Source organism: Kitasatospora sp. NPDC005748 (genome assembly GCF_040630735.1).
Taxonomy (GTDB): Bacteria; Actinomycetota; Actinomycetes; order Streptomycetales; family Streptomycetaceae; genus Kitasatospora.
Genome location: NZ_JBEXYD010000035.1, coordinates 59,593 through 78,904 on the forward strand (window position 1 = coordinate 59,593; position 19,312 = coordinate 78,904).

A 19,312-nucleotide genomic window follows, 5' to 3' on the forward strand; every position below is an offset into this window, starting at 1 on the left:
CGAACCGCTTTCGGTCCGGGCCCCTCGCGCCCGGCCCGGGCGGGCCGTCGGCCCTGTGCGATAACGTGCCCGCACAATCGTCCGGTCCTTGGTAGGGACACGGAGGACTTCATCACGACAGGCCGCGGGCGCGGCGGGGGAGCACAGGCAGATGTACGGCCAGGGTCAGCAGTATCCGCAGGGTCAGCCGCAGCCGTACGGGGCACCGCAGCCCTACGGCGCACCGCAGCCGCAGCCGCCCTACGGCCAGCCGCCGCAGCAGTACGGCTATCCGCAGCAGGGGGCCCCGGCCCCGCAGTACGGCGCGCCCCAGCCCCCGTACGGCGCCCCGCAGCCGCCCTACGGCGCGGCGGCGCCGCAGGCCCCGTACGGCGCGCCCGGCTACCCGGTCGCGCCGCCGCCGAAGAAGAGCAGGGCCGGGCTGGTGGTCGGCCTGGTGATCGGGGCCCTGGTGCTGGGCGGCGGCGGCTTCGGCCTCTACAAGGTCCTCGGCGGGGACACCGGCGGGAAGTACAAGATCACCGCCGCCCAGTCGCTGCCGGACGGCTACACCCAGAAGTCCGCCAAGGAGCAGGCCGCCGACCCGAGCAAGGCCGAGACCTCCAAGCTCGGCACCGACCTGCACGTGCTGGTCGCCAGTTACGCCAAGGGCGCGGACCCGCTGGACACCATCAGCGTGATCGGCGTCTACGGGAACCTCGACGACCCGGACAAGATCATGAAGGACTCCGAGAAGCCCGGTGAGGGCGGCAGCTGGACCACCCCGCTGGCGGAGTTCCCGGCCCAGGACAGCCACAACTCCTCGGCCAAGCTCTCCTGCGGCGTCTACGGCGTGCTCGGCGGCAAGTCGCAGTCCACCGTCTGCATCTGGGCCGACAAGTCGACCACGGCCCGGGTCTCCTTCCTGAAGGCCAGCCTCACCGGCGCCGCCCAGACCGCGCTCACCCCGGCCCAGGCCGCCGAGAAGACCCGGGCGATCCGCTCCGCCATGGTCGCCGCCAAGTAGCCCCGGCGCCGCTCACCCTCACACCTGCCACCCGGCTCCGGGTGGGAGTGCGTCACGTCCGCCGTCCCGTCCCCTCCCGTCCCCAGAAAGGGCCATCGTGACCGATCAGACCCCGTACGGAGCCCCGCCGCCGCCCGCCGGACAGCCCCAGGGCGGCGCTCCCGTGCCGCCCCAGCCCGGCTACGGCGCGACGCCCCCGCCGCCCCCGGCCGACCAGGCCTGGGGCGCCGTCCCGCCGCAGGGCACGCCGCCCGGCTTCCCGCCGGCGGAGGGCCAGCCCGGCTACCCGGGCTACGGCGCGTACGCCCCGGTTCCGCCGCGCAAGTCCCGCAAGACGCTCTGGATCCTGCTCGGCGTGTTCGTCGGCGTGCTGGCGCTGATCGGCGGCGGTCTCGCCTACTTCGTCTTCGACGTGACGTCCAACGCGGGCACCCAGAAGATCGTCCTGCCGGCCACCTTCAAGGACCTCACGAAGGACACCGACAACGAGATCGCCGACGCGATGGAGAAGGAGATCACCTCCGAGTTCGGCAAGGGCGACGGCGCCTGGAACCCGACCGGCGTCAGCGCCGTCTACCAGGACTCCTCGGAGGAGCCCCAGCTCATCGTGGTCGGCGGCTACGGCAAGGTGCTGCTCCCGAAGCAGGAGCTGGACGCCATGTTCAAGGGCTTCTCGTCCGGCGGCCCCACCGTCACCGACCGGCACGCGGTCGACGCCGGCTCCAAGGGCGGCACCATGGAGTGCGCCAAGGCCACCCAGTCCGGCACCGACCTGGGCATCTGCGCCTGGGCCGACAACAGCACCCTGGTGCTGCTGATGCAGGCGCCCGAGGACGGCAAGGCGCCGGACCTGGAGAAGCTCGCGGCCGACGCCCGCGACCTGCGCGCGGTCGCCGAGGTGGCGAAGTAACCTCCTCCGCCCGCGGCGCGGAACGCGAGGGCCCCCGGAGACCGACCGACGGTCTCCGGGGGCCCTTTCACGCGGAAGGTCAGGCGCTCTTGTCGCGCCGCTCCCGCTTGATCATGTCACGCGGGACGAGCGTGGGAATGGCGTGCTTGGAGACGACGTCCCCGGTGACCACCACGCGGGCGACGTCCTGACGCGAGGGCACCTCGTACATCACGGACATCAGCACCTCCTCCATGATGGCCCGCAGGCCGCGCGCGCCGGTGCCGCGCAGGATCGCCTGGTCGGCGATCGCCTCCAGCGCGTCGCGGGAGAACTCCAGCTCGACGCCGTCCAGTTCGAAGAGCTTGCGGTACTGCTTGACCAGCGCGTTCTTCGGCTCGGTGAGGATCTGCAGCAGCGCCTCGCGGTCGAGGTTGTGCACGCTGGTGATCACCGGAAGGCGGCCGATGAACTCCGGGATCATGCCGAACTTGACCAGGTCCTCCGGCATCACCTGACGGAAGTGGTCGCTGGCGTCCTGCTCCCGCTTGGAGCGGATGTTCGCGCCGAAGCCGATGCCCTTGGCACCCGCGCGGCCCTCGATGATCCGCTCCAGGCCGGCGAACGCGCCACCCACGATGAACAGCACGTTGGTGGTGTCGATCTGGATGAACTCCTGGTGCGGGTGCTTGCGCCCGCCCTGCGGCGGCACCGAGGCGGTGGTGCCCTCCAGGATCTTCAGCAGGGCCTGCTGCACGCCCTCGCCGGAGACGTCCCGGGTGATCGACGGGTTCTCGCTCTTGCGGGCGACCTTGTCGATCTCATCGATGTAGATGATCCCGGTCTCGGCCTTCTTGACGTCGTAGTCGGCCGCCTGGATCAGCTTCAGCAGGATGTTCTCGACGTCCTCGCCGACGTACCCGGCCTCGGTCAGCGCGGTGGCGTCGGCGATCGCGAACGGCACGTTCAGCATCCGGGCGAGCGTCTGCGCGAGCAGCGTCTTGCCGGAGCCGGTCGGGCCGAGCAGCAGGATGTTGGACTTCGCCAGCTCGATGGCGTCCTCACGGCCGTTGCCGCCGCTGCGGCCGGCCTCGCCCGCCTGCACGCGCTTGTAGTGGTTGTACACCGCCACCGACAGCGCCTTCTTGGCGAGGTCCTGGCCGACCACGTACTGGTCCAGGAACTCGTAGATCTCGCGCGGCTTCGGGAGCTCCTCGAAACGCACCTCGGAGGTCTCGGCGAGCTCCTCCTCGATGATCTCGTTGCACAGGTCGATGCACTCGTCGCAGATGTACACGCCTGGGCCGGCGATCAGCTTCTTCACCTGCTTCTGCGACTTGCCGCAGAACGAGCACTTGAGCAGGTCGCCACCGTCTCCGATGCGTGCCACGAGGTGCTTCCCCTTCGCCAGGGGCCCCGCGGGGGTTCCGGGGCCTGGTGCTGTGGACCGTACACGCCGACGGCGCCCGGTCTCGCTATCCGACGGTACTCTGCCGGGCCCCTGATTCCGTCCTCTTCGCCAGGTCTGCCCTACGCCCTGGGCGAATTGATACCGAACAGATGCCGGCGGCCGCGCCGCCGATGCGCCGGGGGCGGGGCGCGCGACTCCTTGCGCGCCCCGCCCGGGAGCTTCGCCCCGCCCCGACGGGGGCAGGGCGGGAAAGTGCCGGCCTCAGGAGGTCAGCGACGCCTTGCGGGTGGAGATGACGAGGTCGACAAGACCGTACTCGACGGCCTCCTCGGCCGTGAGGATCTTGTCGCGCTCGATGTCGTCGCGGACCTGCTCCACCGACTTGTTGGAGTGCTTGGAGAGCATCTCCTCCAGCTGCTCGCGCATCCGGAAGATCTCGCGGGCCTGGATCTCCAGGTCCGAGACCTGGCCGCGGCCGGTCTCGGTGTACGGCTGGTGGATCAGGATGCGGGCGTTCGGCAGCGCCATCCGCTTGCCGGGGGTGCCGGCCGCGAGCAGCACGGCGGCGGCGGAGGCGGCCTGGCCCATGCAGACGGTGGTGATGTCCGGCTTCACGTACTGCATGGTGTCGTAGATGGCCGTCAGCGCCGTGAACGAGCCACCGGGCGAGTTGATGTACATCTGGATCTCGCGGTCCGGGTCCATCGACTCCAGGCAGAGCAGCTGAGCCATGATGTCGTTCGCGGAGACGTCGTCGACCTGCGAGCCGAGGAAGATGATGCGCTCCTCGAACAGCTTGGCGTACGGGTCGTACTCACGGATGCCCTGCGAGGTGCGCTCGACGAAGCGCGGGACGATGTAGCGGCCCTCGGCGCGCATGTCCTCGACGCGTGCCTTGGCGCTGGACAGGCTGGGGATGTTCATGGGGGTTCTAGTCCTCCGGAGCGTTGTGGCTGTGGTCTCGTGGGAGCCGGGCCGAGGCTCAGGCGCCCGTGCCGCCGCCGCCGGGGACATCCGCGGCGCTGTGCATGATCGCGTCGATCAGGCCGTACTCCAGGGCCTCCTCGGGCGTGAACCAGCGGTCGCGGTCGGAGTCCGCGGTGATCTGCTCGAAGGACTGGCCGCTGTGGAAGGCGATCAGCTCGGACATCCGCTTCTTGGTGCGGAGCAGCTGCTCCGCCTGGATGCGGATGTCCGTGGCCGAGCCGCCGAGACCGGCGGACGGCTGGTGCATCAGGATGTTGGCGTTCGGCAGCGAGAAGCGCTTGCCCTTGGCGCCGGCGGTCAGCAGGAACTGGCCCATCGAGGCGGCCATGCCCATCGCGATGGTGACGACGTCGTTCTTGATGTACTGCATGGTGTCGTAGATCGCCATGCCGGCCGAGATCGAGCCGCCCGGGGAGTTGATGTAGAGGAAGATGTCCTTGTCCGGGTCCGCGGCCAGCAGGAGCAGCTGGGCGGTGATCTTGTTGGCGATGTCGTCGTCGACCTGCTGGCCGAGGAAGATGATCCGCTCGTTGAGCAGCCGGTTGTAGACCTGGTCGCCCAGGCCGCCGAGCACGTCACCAGAGGCGGCGTGCGGCGCCATCGGGCCAGGCATCTGCATCTGCGGGAACGTCACTTAGCCACCTGCTCAGTCGATTTGGAGGGCCGTGCCACGGCCCTCACGGTGTCGCACAGCTTCCGGGTATCACGGTGTGATTGTTGCTGTCCAAGGACCCTAACGCGCAGGCCGGGCCGCAGAATCCCTCACGCCGAACTGTTCGCTGTGAGCGCAGGGTTCACGGCGCGGCCGGGGCGGCCGGCCGCCGCGACCGGCGGGGAACGCGGTCGGCCGGGGAACGCGACGGGCCCGGACGCCGCGTACGGCGTCCGGGCCCGCTACTGCGTCAGTCGGACCGGGGCGGTCAGGCCTCGGTCTTCTCCTCGGCGTCGGCCTCGGCGGCCGGCGCCTCGGCGGCGACGGTCTCGGCCGACTCGTCGGTCTCGTCGTCGTCGAAGTTGATCTCGTTGCCCTCGGTGTCGACGACCTTGGCGGCCTCGACCACGGTGGCCAGCGCCTTGCCGCGGGCGACCTCGCCGACCAGCAGCGGCACCTGGCCACCCTGGACGACCTGCTGCGCGAACTGGTCCGGGGTCAGGCCCGAGCCGGCGGCGCGGCGGATGAGGTGCTCGGTGAGCTCCTGCTGGTCGACGCCCAGCTCCTCGTCGGCGACGATCTGGTCCAGGACGAACTGGGTCTTGATGCCCTTCTTCGCCTGCTCCTCGGTCTCCGCGAGGAACTCCTCCTCGGTCTTGCCCTGGGTCTCCAGGTAGGTCGCGAGGTTGAGGCCCATCGGCTCCAGCTGGTGGTGCTCCAGGTTGTGCTTGCGGGTCTCGATCTCGTCCTTGAGGAGCTTCTCCGGGAACTCGATCTCGACCAGCGCCAGCAGCGCGTCGAGCACCTTCTCCTGGGCCTGGGTGGCCTGGTCGTACTCCTTCATGCGCTCCAGGCGCTTGCGGGAGTCGCCGCGCAGCTCCTCCAGCGAGTCGAACTCGCTGGCCAGCTGGGCGAACTCGTCGTCCAGCTCGGGGAGCTCCTTCTCCTGGACGGCGGTGACGGTGACGGTGACCTCGGAGGTCTTGCCCGCCTGGGTGCCGCCCTTGAGCTCGGTGGAGAAGGTGGCGGTGCCACCGGCCTCCAGGCCGACGACGGCGTCGTCGATGCCGTCGATCAGACGGCCGGAGCCGATCTCGTAGCTGACGGCCTTGGCGATGCCGTCCTCCGGCACCTCGCCGTCGACCTTGGCCTCAAGGTCGACGACCACGATGTCGCCGGCGGCCGCGGCGCGCTCGACGTCCTTGACCGAGGAGAAGCGCTCGCGCAGCTGCTCCAGCGACTTGTCGACGTCCTCGTCGGTGACCACGATCGGGTCGACGGTGACCTCGATGGTCGAGAAGTCCGGAAGGGTGATCTCGGGACGAATGTCGACCTCGGCGGTGAACTTCAGGTCACCGCCGTCGGCGATCGTCTCGACACCCTCGATGTTGGTGATGTCGGGCTGGCCGAGGACCTCGATCTTGCCCTCGTCGACGGCCTGCGTGTAGAAGCGCGGGAGGGCGTCGTTGACGGCCTCCTCCAGCACGGCGCCACGACCGAAACGCTGGTCGATGACACGGTTCGGGATCTTGCCCTTGCGGAAGCCCGGGACCGAGACCTGCTGGTTGATCTTCTTGTACGCCGCGTCGAGGCTGGGCTTGAGCTCCTCGAAGGGCACCTCGACGGTGAGTCGAACCCGGGTCGGGTTCAGAGTCTCGACGGCGCTCTTCACGGTTTGGTCTCCTATGGGCTTGCGGTCAGGTTGCCTCCGCCCTCCCCATCGACGCCGGCCTGGGCCGGTGCGGGCGGGTCGGGCGAGACGGGCGATGGGCGGTTGGAGCTGCATCTCCCGTGGGGGGTGGACGGTGAGCGTGACTCCTCGCCCTCGTGCGGTTGACCTGGGTTGACGCCACAGGGACTACCGCCAGCGCCCCATCCTACCGGTACCACGAAAGGCGGACGCCAGGACGTCGCCGCCGGGGGTCGCTCAGCCCTTCCCGACGGGCTCCGCGACGGATTCGGCCGCCCCCTCGCCGGTACCCCCGGCCGGTACCGCGCGCATGGTGGCGGCGGCGTCGGAATCCCGTACCAGCAAGGAGATCGCGGCCGCCGCCAGCGCCAGGCCGGCGGCGGTGAGGAAGGCCGCCCGGTAGGCGGCGAGGTTCGCCACGGGCGTACCCGAGGCGTTCACGGTGACGGCCCCCACGGCCGTCAGCACGGTGCCGAGCACCGCGACCCCGAGCGCGGAGCCGAGCTGGCGCTGCGCGTTGTAGAGGGTGGAGGCGGCGCCGGTGTCGCGGGCGCTGATCGTGGCGAAGGCGGCGGTCTGCGAGGGCATGAAGACGTGCGACATCGCGTACCCGGTGACGAACATCAGCGCGCGGACCGCCCAGAGGTTGCTGTCCGGCCCGATCGTGGCCATCAGGGCCAGGCAGCAGGCCACCACGGCGGAGCCGGTGGCCAGGATCCGGCGCGGGCCGATCCTCGGGTACAGGCGGCTCGCGATCTGGGAGGCGAGCATCACCCCGAGCGCCTCGGGGAAGACCATCAGACCGCTGTGCAGGGCGTCCATGCCGAGCGCGTCCTGCATCAGCAGCGGGAAGAGGTAGAGCATGCCGAGGAAGGCGGCGCCGGAGAAGAGCGAGAGCAGGTTGGTGGTGCGGAAGATGCGGTCCCGGAAGAGCCGCAGGTCGAGCATCGGCTCGGGCAGGCGCAGCTCGACCACGACCAGGGCCGCCAGCGCGCAGCCGCCGACGAGCGCGGAGGCCACGATCCGCGCGCTCCCCCAGCCCTGCGACGCGCCCTCGGAGAGCGCGTACATCGCGGCGCCGAAGCCGACGGCGGAGAGCAGGAAGCCGGCCGCGTCGAAGCGCCCGGCCCGCTCGGCGCGGTAGTCCGGCAGCGCGAGCAGCCCGAAGACCAGGGCGGCGAGGCCGACCGGCACGTTGACGATGAAGACCCAGTGCCAGGACCAGCCGTCCACCAGCCAGCCGCCGAGCACCGGCCCGGCGGCCGGCGCGACGGCGGTGGGCAGCATCAGGATGCGGGTCGCCCGCATCCGCTCCTCCTGCGGGAAGGCCCGGAAGAGCATGGTCATCCCGACCGGCGTGAGCAGGCCGCCGGCCGCGCCCTGGAGGATCCGGTAGAGGGTGAGCGAGGTCATCGAGCCGGCCGCGCCGCAGAGCAGCGAGGCGACGGTGAACAGGGCGAGCGAGGCGAGGAAGACCCGCCGGGTGCCGAAGCGGTCCCCCAGCCAGCCGGAGAGCGGGACGAAGACGGCCAGGCTGACCAGGTAGCCGACGTTGATCACGCCGACCCCGGCCGGATCGGTGCCGAACTCCCGGCCGATCGCCGGCAGGGCGACGTTGACGATCGTGGTGTCCATGATCGACATGAAGAGCGAGGCGACGAAGACGACTCCGACCGCGATCTTGGGGTTCATCCTCATCGGGCTCATCCGGGCTCCAGCATTTGGTGAAAGGTCAACCATTCACCATGCCGGACCGGGCCGAAAAGGACAACAGGCTCGATCTTCCGGGCCCACGGGCCGGCGACCGGACCTCTCGGGACCCCCGGAGACGCCAACAGGGCCCCGCCGAGGACGAGACCCTGCCGCACTGTCGGGGTGACCGGATTCGAACCGACGGCCTTCCGCTCCCAAAGCGGACGCGCTACCAAACTGCGCCACACCCCGTGGTGCCGAGAGGAAGCGTACACGCCGGGCCCCGCCCGGTCGGCGACATATCCGGGGCCCCGGAACGAATGTGGTGTGCGCTCGGGCGACCGGACCAGGTACGCTGTTCCCGACCTTCCGTCCGGCGACGGCCGGAGGATCGCGCGGGTGTAGCTCAATGGTAGAGCCCTAGTCTTCCAAACTAGTCACGCGAGTTCGATTCTCGTCACCCGCTCCGACCGCCCGGCCCCGGAACGACGTCACCGTCGTTCCGGGGCCGTCGCGTTTCCCGCCCTCCCGTCAGCACCCGGCGCCGCCCGTCGGCACCGGGGCCGCCCGGCGGTCCGTCAGAGGCCGAGCCGTCCGGCGCGGGCCGCCGCCCGGTCGAGCAGCTGGTGGACATCGGCCTGCCGGGTGGTGGGCCGGTCGTTGTACTCGTCCGGGGAGGCCGCGGGCCGGCCGGTGGCGTGCAGCACCTCCATCAGCTGCGTCCGGGCGGTGCGGACGGTGTCCGGGGTCCCGTAGCCGTGGGCGAGGACGGCGGCCTGGGCGCCGAGCAGGCAGACCCGGCCGGCGCCGTCCCACATCGCGCCCTGCAGCCAGCCGGCCGCGCCGATGTAGCGGGAGGCCAGCCGCAGGTGCTCGGCGGCGCTCACCGGCACCGGACGGGGCGGCCGGCGCAGCGCGCGGTCCAGCAGCGTGGCCCGGGGCGAGGGGTGGCCGGCGTGCCACGGCTGCACGGTCGAGCCGAGCGGGCAGACGTACGGCGGCCGGAGGTAGGGCGCCGGAGTGCGCGCCGGAGCGGGCAGCGTGGCGAGGTACGCCTCGATCTCGGCGACCAGGCCGGTGCCGTCCGGGGTGAGCAGCGGCGGAGCGGGCGTCAGGTCGGTGCGGGGCATGCGGTTCTCCAGGCGGTGGCCTACGGTTGCCGCTACCCAAAATGGTGCATAGGGGACATTTCTGCGACCGGAGAGCCGGGCTCACGCCGACGGGCGGCGGTCCGCTTCGGTTTCCCGGCAGGGCTCCGGGCCGATAGCCTCGGCGGCGTTCGAAAGTAGTTCGAGAGCAGTTCGAGAACGCTGCGAACCCGAGGGTGGAGGAGTGTCCGGTGCGTCCCCAGGACCGACTGGCCGTCATACAGCGCTCTGTGGTCCGGGAAATGGCACGCTTCGGGCAGGAATTCACCGTCGACGGCGAGGTGGTGCGCGGTCCTGGCACCACCGCGGTGGCCGTCCGGGAGCACCCCGGCATCGACGGCGCCGGCCACGTCGACCTGGGCTTCGTGCTGCGGCTGGGCCGGGCGGACGCGCCGGTGGTCTGGGACTGCTCGGCCGGCCTCGGCAAGACCGAGGAGGAGAAGCTCGACAACGCGGTGCGGATGTGGGCGACCACCACCGCGGCGGCGCTGGTCGAACTGCGGGAACGCCGCGGCGAGTACGCCGACCACGCCGATCACGCGGAACTGCCCGGCTGGCACGCCGTACAGGGGCCGGCGGCGGTGTTCGGCTTCGGCAACGAACGGCTGGCCGGCTGGCTGGCGGAGCACCGGGTGCTGCCCGCCCTGGCGCCCGCGCTGCTGCCGGACCTGGCCGGGCGGCAGTTGAACGGGGTGAAGCTCTTCCTCGGCGGCAAGTCGGGGGACGACGTCGCCGAGGTCCGGGTCAACGGCGAGGTGTCGGAGGCCGCGTCGGCGGCGCTGCGCGCGCTGGACTGGCCGCGCGGCGAACGGCTTTGCTGGGCACGGCTGTTCGTGCTGCTGACGGCCCCGGACACGGCGGTGGTGACGACCGCCCCGACGGGCGTGGCGGCGCCCGTCACGGTTCGGCCGCGGGCCCTGGCGGCGGCCCGGGCCCGCGGGCTGTTCGCCCGCTGGCGGCAGGCCAGACGGGCCGACCGGTGACCCGGACGGCCGGCCTCCTCCCCCACTGAACCCGCTCTCGGGGCCCCGACCGGGGCCGGGGGTCAGCTGGCGATGTTGGAGATGCTCTTGGCGATCTGGCTCAGGAAGTCCTGGATCGGCTTGGCGGCCGTGCTCTGGTTGAGCATGAAGCCGAACAGGGCGGCCAGGATGGCGTGCCCGACCTTCAGTTGCTTGTTGCGGATGAAGATGAAGCAGATGACGCCGAACAGGACCAGTGCGGAGACGGAGAGTGCCACCCGGACTCACTTCCTCGTTTCATAGCGGGGCGCCATCGGCTGACCCCTGCGAAGCCGGACCCCGGCCTGTCCGACGGTCCCGAGGCGGAACGGCAGTTCGTCCGACGTGTCGCGGCCGGAAGGAGAGTCCGGTACGGCCGGACGGTGTCCGTCGTGCCGCATGTGGCGCCCCCATCCCCCGAATCCTGACCAGTCCCGCCCGGACTCAGTGTGGTCGACCGTGCCGATTGCGTAAAGGTCTGACTGTCAGCCGAACGCCGATATCCTGCGATGCGAGACGAGTTTCCGCCGACCGAGACGATAGCGGAGCCGTTCTGACGAATCGTCGGTGGGGCGCCGCTGAGCGGCCGGGAAACGGCCGGCGGGCCGGACCGGAACGGGCTGGTCCGCTCCGGTGACGGCGGGTCGGAAATGGCCGAAGATCAGCTCCCAGGCTTGACAGCAGCTGCCCGCGGCATGTGCCCGGGAACCGCCCGCCCGCCCGTCGGGGGGAACCGGCCCGGTCAGGGCCTCCCGGGCCGGGCCGGCGGGGACGCGCGCGGTCAGTCGCGCCAGAGCAACAGGACGGCGCGGTCGTCGTTGATGTCCCGGGCGACCGTCTCGATCAGCCGGGCGGCGGCGCCCGCGCCGGCGCCCGGACCGCCGCCGGGGACCAGCCGGTCGGCCTCGCCCATCAGCCGGTCCATCCCGTCCGAGAGGTCCCGGCCGGGCGCTTCGACCATGCCGTCGGTGCAGAGCATCAGGACGTCGCCGCGGTTGAGCCGGCCCCGCACGCCCTCGAACTTGGCACCGTCGTAGATGCCGAGCAGCGGACCCTCGGTGGTCTCCTTGATCTCCCAGCGCCCGGCGCCCGCGAGCCGCTGCATCCCGGGCAGGTGGCCCGCCGACAGGAGCTCGTACTCCCCCGTGTCCAGGTCGAGGACCAGGTGGACGGCGGTGGCGAAGCCCTCCTCCCAGGACTGGCGGAGCAGGTAGCCGTTGGCGGCGGGCAGGAAGTCGTGCGCGGGCAGCGAGCCGACCAGGCCGCCGAATGCGCCGGAGAGCAGCAGGGCCCGCGAACCGGCGTCCATGCCCTTGCCCGAGACGTCCGCCAGGACCACCTCCAGCACCCGCTGGGCGGGGCCGGTCCGGGCGGCGACCACGAAGTCCCCGGAGAAGGACTGCCCGCCGGCCGGGCGCAGCGCCATGTCGGCGTGCCAGCCGTCCGGCAGCTCCGGGACGCGGCTCTGCACCCGCAGCCGCTCGCGCAGGTCGAAGAGCATCGTGGAACCGCCCCACCAGGGGACGCCGACCCGGCTGCGGAACTGGGCCAGCAGCAGGCCGCCGACCCCGGCCGCGCCGACCACCAGGGCGGCGCCGGGGGTGACGCCGTAGGTGTAGGCGTCCGGATCGGCGCTGGCGACCCGCTGGCCGGTGTGGATCACGGACTCGGCGGAGAGGCCGAGCGCGGCCAGCGCGTAGAGCACCACCAGGCTGCCGGGGCGCAGCAGCAGGGCGGCGGCCAGGATCGGCAGGACCAGTGAGGTGGGCGGGACCCAGGCGGGGATCCAGATGTTGAGCAGGATCAGCAGCGGGACGAGCAGGGCCAGCACGCAGAGCACCGGCCAGTCGGCGGCGCCGCCGCGGAAGTAGTCGACACCGGCGGTGCGCAGCCTTCGGCGGACCCGGCGGAGCTTCTTGCGCAACCGGGCCGTCACGGGGTCGGGCGCCGTGGCGGCGCCGGGCCTCGTCGCAGTCGTCTGGGGCGTTTCGCCCGGCGGTCTGCCAGCCATGGGGACCGACCATATCCACCGGTACGGGTCGGCGTCGACGGCCCGGGCGCGGGCGGCGCCGCCGTGGCGCGGGCGCGTCAGTGGGTTTCGGCCGATCGCGGCGGGCGTCGGCCGCTGCGTCAGGAGGCGTACGCCGGTTGGGCGGACGAACCGTGCGGGCCGCACCCGCGTGCCGGGCGCGGCGCCGTCGGCGCGCCGGACGGGCGGGGCGGGCGCTGTGGCCGATCACACAGGACGGCGCGCGGGCCCGCGGACGCGCCGGCCGGCCGCGCTGGGGAGCGCGGCCGGCCGGCGGAGGTGGTCGACGGGGTGGATCAGCCCTGCGGGTGGTGGGCCGGGATCGGCGGGAGCTCGCCGGTGACCTCGTACTCGCTCAGCATCGTGATCCGGCGGGTGTGCCGGGCGTCGCCGCTGTACGGGGTGTTGAGGAAGACCTCGACGAAGCGGGTCGCCTCCTCCTGGGTGTGCATCCGGCCGCCGACGGAGATCACGTTGGCGTTGTTGTGCTCGCGGCCGAGCGAGGCGGTCTGCTCGCTCCAGGCCAGCGCCGCGCGGACGCCCTTGACCTTGTTGGCGGCGATCGCCTCGCCGTTGCCCGAACCGCCGATCACGACGCCCAGCGCCTCCGGGTCCGCCGCGGTGCGCTCGGCGGCGCGCAGGCAGAACGGGGGGTAGTCGTCGGCCGCGTCGTAGATGTGCGGCCCGCAGTCGACCGGCTCGTGGCCGGCCTCCTTGAGCCACTCCACGAGGTGGTTCTTCAGTTCGTATCCGGCATGGTCCGAGCCCAGGTACACGCGCATGCCATGAGTGTGGCACGTGCGTGCACCCGGGCCGCGCAGGGGGCGGCCGAGCGGGCCCGCGGGGCGCCCGGCCGGGGAGGTGACCGGTCAGCGCCTGCCGAGCAGCTTCCAGGCGAGCGGCAGGACGCCGGCCGCGAGGACGGCCTTCAGCGCGTCGCCGACCAGGTACGGGTAGAGGCCGAGCTCGGCGGCGCGGGACAGCGGGACACCCAGCGAGAAGGCGAGGTACGGCACGCCGACGGCGTAGATGGCGAGGGTGCCGAGCGCCATCGTGGCGGCGGTGTTCAGCGGGGTGCGGTCGGCGCCCCGGCGGGCCAGCGCGCCGGTGAGGGCGGCGGCCAGGACGAAGCCGATCATGTAGCCGAGGGTGGGGATCGACCAGCCGGAGGCGCCCTCGGCGAACCAGGGCAGGCCCGCCATGCCGGCCAGCAGGTAGAGGCCGAGCGAGGCGATCCCGCGGCGGGCGCCGAGCGCGGTGCCGACCAGCAGCGCGGCGAAGGTCTGGCCGGTGACCGGCACCGGGGAGCCGTGGACGGTCACCGAGAACTGGGCGGCCAGACCGGTGAGGGCGGCGCCGCCGGTCACCAGGACGAGGTCGCGGGCCTGGGCGCCGAACCGGCCGGACGCGGCGGGCAGCAGGTCGGCGAGGACGCCGCGGCTCAGTATCGACGTGGTGGCAGTCGGGGTGGTGGCAGTGGCCATCGGGGGTTTCCTCCGCACGGGGACGGTCGGCGATCGGATGATCAGGTGAGTGAACACCTGTGAACCTACGTGGTGATCGCCGCCGGCACCGTCAGGGAACCGGACAAAGCCCCGGCGGCCGTGATTGTCGGATCCGTCCCCCTCGCGGCCACGGACCGTGAGCGATCCGGCCGAATACCGTCACGATCCGGTCCGTATCGTGAGCCCGGGCGCGTCATTCTTGGCATGGACAGCGGTGCCCCCGGATATTGGGCAATTCGCACCGCATTCCGAACAGTCTGGATTCCCACCTCATGGCCCGTACCTCCGCGCCCACGGCGCCCGGGACGACCTCCACCGCCGAAGCACCGGCCGGCGGGCAGCAGCTCTCGCACGGTCTGAAGCAGCGCCACCTCTCGATGATCGCGCTCGGCGGCGTCATCGGCGCCGGCCTCTTCGTCGGTTCCGGGGCGGGCATCGCGGCGGCCGGACCCGCCATCATCCTGGCGTTCACCCTCTCCGGCCTGCTGGTCATGCTGATCATGCGGATGCTCGGCGAGATGTCGGCGGCCCGCCCGGCCTCCGGCTCGTTCTCGGTGCACGCCGAGAAGGAGATCGGCCCGTGGGCCGGGATCACCGCCGGCTGGATGTACTGGGTGATGCTCTGCTGCGGCGTCGCGGCCGAGGCCACCGCCGCCGGCAAGATCGTCAACGGCTGGGTCCCCGGCGTCTCCGCCTGGGTCTGGGTCGGCCTCTTCATGGTCTTCTTCTGCGCCAGCAACCTCACCGCGGTGAAGAACTTCGGCGAGTTCGAGTTCTGGTTCGCCACCATCAAGGTCGCCGCGATCGTCGCCTTCCTGGTGATCGGCACGCTGGGCGTCACCGGGGTGCTCGGCCCCGGCGCTCCCGGCGCCACGAACCTCACCGGCCAGGGCGGCTTCCTGCCCACCGGCGTCAGCGGCCTGATCGTCGGCCTGCTCGCCTCGGTCTTCGCCTACGGAGGCCTGGAGACCGTCACCATCGCCGCCGCCGAGTCCGACGACCCCAAGCGCAACGTCGCCAACGCGGTGCGCACGGCGGTCTGGCGCATCGCGATCTTCTACATCGGCTCGATGGCCCTGGTCGTCACGCTGGTCTCCTGGAAGGACCCGTCGGTCGTCGAGAACGGCCCCTACGTGACCGTCCTGCAGCACCTGGGCGTGCCCGGCGCCGGCACCATCATGGAGGCCGTGGTGCTGATCGCCCTGCTCTCCGCGATGAACGCCAACATCTACGGCTCCTCCCGGATGGCGTACTCGCTGGTCTCCCGCGGCCAGGGCCCGAAGGCGCTGGCCAGGGTCAGCGGCGGGGTGCCGCGACTGGCCGTGGTCGCCTCCTGCCTGTTCGGCTTCGGCGCCGTGCTGGCCTCCAAGTTCTGGCCCGACACCGTCTTCACCTGGCTGATGAACACCACCGGCGTCGCCATCCTGGTGGTCTGGTTCTTCATCTGCGTCGTCCAGCTGCGGATGCGCCGCCGGCTGGAGCGCGAGGCGCCCGAGCTGCTCACCGTCCGGATGTGGGGCTTCCCGTACCTGACCTGGGTGGCGATGGCCGCCGTGGTCGGCATCCTGGCGCTGATGACCACCACCGAGGGCAACCGGCAGCAGCTGTACGCGGCCGGCGTTCTCGTCGCGCTGCTGATCGGGGCCGGCCTGCTCAAGCAGCGCCGGGACGCCGCAGCGGCCCGCTAGGACTTGTCCGACAGGTCCCGCCGCGCGCGCGAGGGCCCGGTACCGCTCCTCGGCGGTACCGGGCCCTCGCGCGTGGCGCCCGCCGGTGCGGGCGGGCCGTCCGCTACTCGAAGGACGGACCCGCGGTGCGGGTGCGCTTGATCTCGTAGAAGCCCGGGGTCGACGCGACCAGCAGGGTGCCGTCCCAGAGCCGGGCGGCGGCCTCGCCGCGCGGGGCCGGGGTGACCACCGGGCCGAAGAAGGCCACCCGCTCGCCGTCCGCGCCCTCGACCGCGATCACCGGGGTGCCGACGTCCTCGCCGACCAGGGTGATGCCCTCCTTGTGCGAGGCGCGCAGGGCCTCGTCGTACGCGTCCGTGTCGGCGGCGTCCGCCAGCCCGGCCGGCAGGCCCGCCGCGACCAGCGCCGCCTCGACGGTCTCGCGGGTCCGGGGCAGGCCCTGGTTGTGGAAGCGGGTGCCCAGCTCGGTGTAGAGCCGGCCGAGCACCTCGTCGCCGTGCTGCTGGGCGGCGGCGATGCAGACCCGGACCGGACCCCAGGCGCTGTCCAGCAGCTCGCGGTAGTCCTGCGGGAGGTCACGGTGCTCGTTCAGCACGGACAGGCTCATCACGTGCCAGTTCACGTCCACCGGGCGCAGCTGCTGGACCTCGATCAGCCAGCGGGACGTCATCCAGGCCCACGGGCAGGCCGGGTCGAACCAGAAGTCGGCGGTCTTGCGCTCAGCGGCAGTCGTCACGGCTGTCGTCCTTCGGTGAGATGCGGGGCGGTCCCCGGCACGGGGCCCACCCGATCCCGAACGCCCGCGCGGCGCCGCTGATTCCGTACCGGCGCCCCGGTTTGTGCAATGGTACCGGCGCGGGCGGCGTGAAAGGATGCCCCGCAGCACCACGACGCGCAGCACCCACCGCACCAGTTGAGACCGCACCACCGTGCGAGCCGGACAAAGGAGTACCGCCGTGCCGGGCAAGAACCTGAGCCGCGACGAAGCCCAGCAGCGGGCCAGCATCCTGGCCGTGGACAGCTACCAGGTCCGGCTGGACGTGACCTCGGCCCCCGACCCGGCGGCCGCCACCTTCCGCTCCACCACCACGATCGCCTTCCGGTGCGACGAGCCGGGCGCCTCGACCTTCCTCGACCTGCTGGCGAGCGCCGTCCGCGCGGTCACCCTGAACGGCCGCGCGCTCGACCCGGCCACCGCCTTCGACGGCGCCCGGGTGCACGTCGACGGCCTCGCCGCGGAGAACCTCCTGGTGGTGGACGCCGACTGCGCGTACAGCCGCACCGGCGAGGGCCTGCACCGCTTCACCGACCCGGTGGACGGCGAGACCTACCTCTACACCCACTACGAGCCGGCCGACGCCCGCCGGGTGTTCGCCACCTTCGAGCAGCCCGACCTGAAGGCCCCGTTCTCCTTCACCGTCACCGCGCCCGCCGCCTGGGACGTCCGGTCCAACGCCGTGCACGAGCAGGTGACCGACGACGGCGCCGCCCGCACCTGGCGGTTCGCGCCGACGCAGCCGATCTCCACCTACCTCACCGCCGTCGTCGCCGGCCCGTACCACGTGGCCACCGACCACTACAGCCGCACGCTGGCCGACGGCACCGCCCTGGAGATCCCGCTCGCCGCGCTGTGCCGCAAGTCGCTCGCGCCCTACTTCGACTCCGACGAGATCCTCGGCGTCACCAAGCTCGGACTCGACTTCTTCCACGAGGAGTTCGACTACCCGTACCCCTTCGGCAAGTACGACCAGTCCTTCGTCCCCGAGTACAACATCGGCGCGATGGAGAACCCGGGCTGCGTCACCTTCCGCGAGGAGTTCATCTTCCGCTCGAAGGTCACCGACGCCGCCTACGAGGGCCGGGCCAACGTCATCCTGCACGAGATGGCGCACATGTGGTTCGGCGACCTGGTCACCATGCGCTGGTGGGACGACCTGTGGCTGAAGGAGTCCTTCGCCGACTTCATGGGCTCCTACGCGCTGATCGGCGCCCGCACCCGGTACTCCTCCGCCTGGATCACCTTCGCCAACCAGCGCAAGGCCTGGGCCTACCGCCAGGACCAGTTCCCGACCACGCACCCGATCACCGCGGACATCCGGGACCTGGAGGACGCCAAGCTCAACTTCGACGGCATCACCTACGCCAAGGGCGCCTCGGTGCTCAAGCAGCTGGTGGCGTACGTCGGTTCGGAGGCCTTCTTCGAGGGCGCCCGCCGCTACTTCAAGCGGCACGCCTTCGGCAACACCGAACTCGCCGACCTGCTGGACATCCTGGAGGAGACCAGCGGCCGCGACCTCAAGTCCTGGGCCGCCGCCTGGCTGCAGACCGCCGGCGTCAACTCGCTGACCCCGCAGCTCACCGTGGACGCGGAGGGCCGGATCACCGAGCTCGCCGTCCTCCAGGACGCCGGCAACGGCAGCACCCTGCGCCCGCACCGGATCGCCGTCGGCCTCTACGACCGGGACGCCGAGGGCGCGCTGGTGCGCACCGACCGGATCGAGCTGGACGTCACCGGCGCCCGCACCGTCGTCACCGAGGCCGTCGGCCGGCCCCGGCCCGCCCTGGTGCTGCTGAACGACGACGACCTGACCTACTGCAAGATCCGCTTCGACGCCGAGTCGCTGGAGACGCTGCGCACCGGCCTCGGCGACCTCGACGACGACCTGGCCCGGGCGCTCGCCTGGTCCGCCGTGTGGAACCTGACCCGGGACGGCCTGATGCCGGCCCGCGACTACATCGCCCTGGTGCTGCGCTTCGCCGGGCGGGAGGCCAACATCGGCGTGCTGCAGTCGCTGCACCTCCAGGCCAAGGGCGCCGTCGACCTCTACGCCGACCCGGCCTGGCGCGGCGAGGGCGGCCGGCTGCTGGCCGACGGCGCGCTGCGCGAGCTGCGCGCCGCCGCCCCCGGCAGCGACCACCAGCTGGCCTGGGCGCGCTTCCTGGCGCAGACCGCGAACGGCTCCGAGCACCTGGGCCTGGTCCGCGGCCTGCTGGCCGGCACCGCCCGGATCGACGGCCTGGACGTCGACCAGGAGCTGCGCTGGGCGCTCTGGCTGGCGCTGGCCGCGGCCGGCCAGGCCTCGGACGAGGAGCTGGCCGGGGAGCTGGCGGCCGACAACACCGCGAGCGGCAAGCGCCAGTACACCCAGTGCCTGGCCGCCCGGCCGACCCCGGAGGCCAAGGCCGCCGCCTGGTCCGCCGTGATCGACTCGGAGGAGCTGCCCAACGCGCTGGTCGAGGCCAACATCGCCGGCTTCGCGCTGCCCGCGCACCGCGACCTGACCGCGCTCTACGCGGCGCCGTACTTCAAGCTGCTGGAGCGGATCTGGTCGGAGCGGACCATCGAGATCGCGATGCGGATCGTCGGCGGCTTCTTCCCGCACGCCCAGGTCGGCGAGGAGACGCTGGCCGAGGCGGACGCCTGGCTGGCCGGCCACCCGGAGGCGGCGCCGGCGCTGCGCCGGCTGGTGCTGGAGCGCCGGGACGACCTGGCCCGGGCCCTGCGGGCGCGGGCCTGCGACGGCAGGGCGCCGAGCCGACGGCCCCAGTGGGCCTGGGCGGCGGCCCCGCCGGCGGCGTCCTCGGCGGCCAGTTGGAGCTCGACGGCCTGGCGG

The 19,312-nt window shown here is 72.1% G+C and carries 16 protein-coding genes and 2 tRNA genes; 6 read left to right on the plus strand and 12 right to left on the minus strand.

What is annotated here, in order from left to right; translation table 11 throughout:
- The first annotated feature begins 151 nt into the window (after window positions 1-151).
- Together ABZ495_RS23805 and ABZ495_RS23810 are read left to right on the plus strand one after the other, a co-directional pair.
- Window positions 152-1,006: a hypothetical protein gene (locus ABZ495_RS23805; RefSeq protein WP_359837914.1), complete on the plus strand. Its 855-nt coding sequence runs from the start codon at window positions 152-154 to the stop codon at window positions 1,004-1,006.
- Between the two features lie 97 nt (window positions 1,007-1,103).
- Window positions 1,104-1,916 carry a hypothetical protein gene (locus ABZ495_RS23810; RefSeq protein WP_359811629.1) on the plus strand — a complete coding sequence of 271 codons (813 nt, stop codon included), beginning with the start codon at window positions 1,104-1,106 and terminating at the stop codon, window positions 1,914-1,916.
- A gap of 79 nt (window positions 1,917-1,995) precedes the next feature.
- On the opposite strand, the gene clpX is transcribed toward ABZ495_RS23810, so the two are convergent.
- The 6 genes from clpX to ABZ495_RS23840 form a co-directional block, all read right to left on the minus strand.
- Window positions 1,996-3,285 carry an ATP-dependent Clp protease ATP-binding subunit ClpX gene (gene clpX, locus ABZ495_RS23815; protein ID WP_030397392.1) on the minus strand — a complete coding sequence of 430 codons (1,290 nt, stop codon included), beginning with the start codon at window positions 3,283-3,285 and terminating at the stop codon, window positions 1,996-1,998.
- Between the two features lie 282 nt (window positions 3,286-3,567).
- Window positions 3,568-4,230 carry an ATP-dependent Clp protease proteolytic subunit gene (locus tag ABZ495_RS23820; RefSeq protein ID WP_327676905.1) on the minus strand — a complete coding sequence of 221 codons (663 nt, stop codon included), beginning with the start codon at window positions 4,228-4,230 and terminating at the stop codon, window positions 3,568-3,570.
- Window positions 4,231-4,288: 58 nt separating this feature from the next.
- Complete coding sequence (locus ABZ495_RS23825) at window positions 4,289-4,894, minus strand: ATP-dependent Clp protease proteolytic subunit (RefSeq protein WP_148645913.1); 606 nt, start codon at window positions 4,892-4,894, stop codon at window positions 4,289-4,291.
- Between the two features lie 319 nt (window positions 4,895-5,213).
- Window positions 5,214-6,617: a trigger factor gene (gene tig / locus ABZ495_RS23830; protein ID WP_329487641.1), complete on the minus strand. Its 1,404-nt coding sequence runs from the start codon at window positions 6,615-6,617 to the stop codon at window positions 5,214-5,216.
- Window positions 6,618-6,872: 255 nt separating this feature from the next.
- Window positions 6,873-8,342, minus strand: coding sequence for a DHA2 family efflux MFS transporter permease subunit (locus tag ABZ495_RS23835; protein WP_359811625.1), 1,470 nt, complete (start codon window positions 8,340-8,342; stop codon window positions 6,873-6,875).
- Window positions 8,343-8,505: 163 nt separating this feature from the next.
- Window positions 8,506-8,579: transfer RNA gene (locus ABZ495_RS23840), tRNA-Pro, on the minus strand.
- 143 nt (window positions 8,580-8,722) lie between these two features.
- Between ABZ495_RS23840 and ABZ495_RS23845 the strand changes: the two genes are divergently transcribed.
- Window positions 8,723-8,793: transfer RNA gene (locus tag ABZ495_RS23845), tRNA-Gly, on the plus strand.
- 112 nt (window positions 8,794-8,905) lie between these two features.
- Here the strand turns inward: ABZ495_RS23845 and ABZ495_RS23850 are convergent.
- Window positions 8,906-9,457, minus strand: a complete 552-nt coding sequence (locus ABZ495_RS23850) for a hypothetical protein (protein ID WP_329487643.1) — start codon at window positions 9,455-9,457, stop codon at window positions 8,906-8,908.
- Between the two features lie 260 nt (window positions 9,458-9,717).
- Here ABZ495_RS23850 and ABZ495_RS23855 point away from each other — a divergent pair, with 260 nt between their 5' ends.
- Window positions 9,718-10,458, plus strand: a complete 741-nt coding sequence (locus ABZ495_RS23855) for a DUF6348 family protein (RefSeq protein WP_359811622.1) — start codon at window positions 9,718-9,720, stop codon at window positions 10,456-10,458.
- Between the two features lie 62 nt (window positions 10,459-10,520).
- Here ABZ495_RS23855 and ABZ495_RS23860 read toward each other — a convergent pair whose 3' ends face one another.
- The 4 genes from ABZ495_RS23860 to ABZ495_RS23875 all read right to left on the minus strand — a co-directional run bounded on the left by ABZ495_RS23860 (window position 10,521) and on the right by ABZ495_RS23875 (window position 13,989).
- The gene (locus ABZ495_RS23860) at window positions 10,521-10,715 is read right to left on the minus strand and encodes a hypothetical protein (RefSeq protein ID WP_329487645.1); all 195 of its coding nucleotides are present in this window, start codon (window positions 10,713-10,715) and stop codon (window positions 10,521-10,523) included.
- A gap of 542 nt (window positions 10,716-11,257) precedes the next feature.
- The gene (locus ABZ495_RS23865) at window positions 11,258-12,487 is read right to left on the minus strand and encodes a PP2C family protein-serine/threonine phosphatase (RefSeq protein ID WP_352289197.1); all 1,230 of its coding nucleotides are present in this window, start codon (window positions 12,485-12,487) and stop codon (window positions 11,258-11,260) included.
- Between the two features lie 314 nt (window positions 12,488-12,801).
- Complete coding sequence (locus tag ABZ495_RS23870; protein WP_329487647.1) at window positions 12,802-13,287, minus strand: ribose-5-phosphate isomerase; 486 nt, start codon at window positions 13,285-13,287, stop codon at window positions 12,802-12,804.
- Window positions 13,288-13,374: 87 nt separating this feature from the next.
- Entirely contained in the window at window positions 13,375-13,989 is a 615-nt protein-coding gene (locus ABZ495_RS23875) for a biotin transporter BioY (RefSeq protein WP_329487648.1), read from the minus strand.
- A gap of 293 nt (window positions 13,990-14,282) precedes the next feature.
- Between ABZ495_RS23875 and ABZ495_RS23880 the strand changes: the two genes are divergently transcribed.
- Complete coding sequence (locus ABZ495_RS23880) at window positions 14,283-15,698, plus strand: amino acid permease (protein ID WP_359809360.1); 1,416 nt, start codon at window positions 14,283-14,285, stop codon at window positions 15,696-15,698.
- Between the two features lie 103 nt (window positions 15,699-15,801).
- On the opposite strand, the gene ABZ495_RS23885 is transcribed toward ABZ495_RS23880, so the two are convergent.
- Window positions 15,802-16,368, minus strand: coding sequence for a disulfide bond formation protein DsbA (locus tag ABZ495_RS23885; protein ID WP_329492099.1), 567 nt, complete (start codon window positions 16,366-16,368; stop codon window positions 15,802-15,804).
- A gap of 286 nt (window positions 16,369-16,654) precedes the next feature.
- On the opposite strand from ABZ495_RS23885, the gene pepN reads away from it, so the two are divergent.
- Window positions 16,655-19,312 (plus strand): aminopeptidase N (gene pepN, locus ABZ495_RS23890; RefSeq protein WP_359837916.1); only part of this gene is annotated, 2,658 nt, incomplete at its 3' end.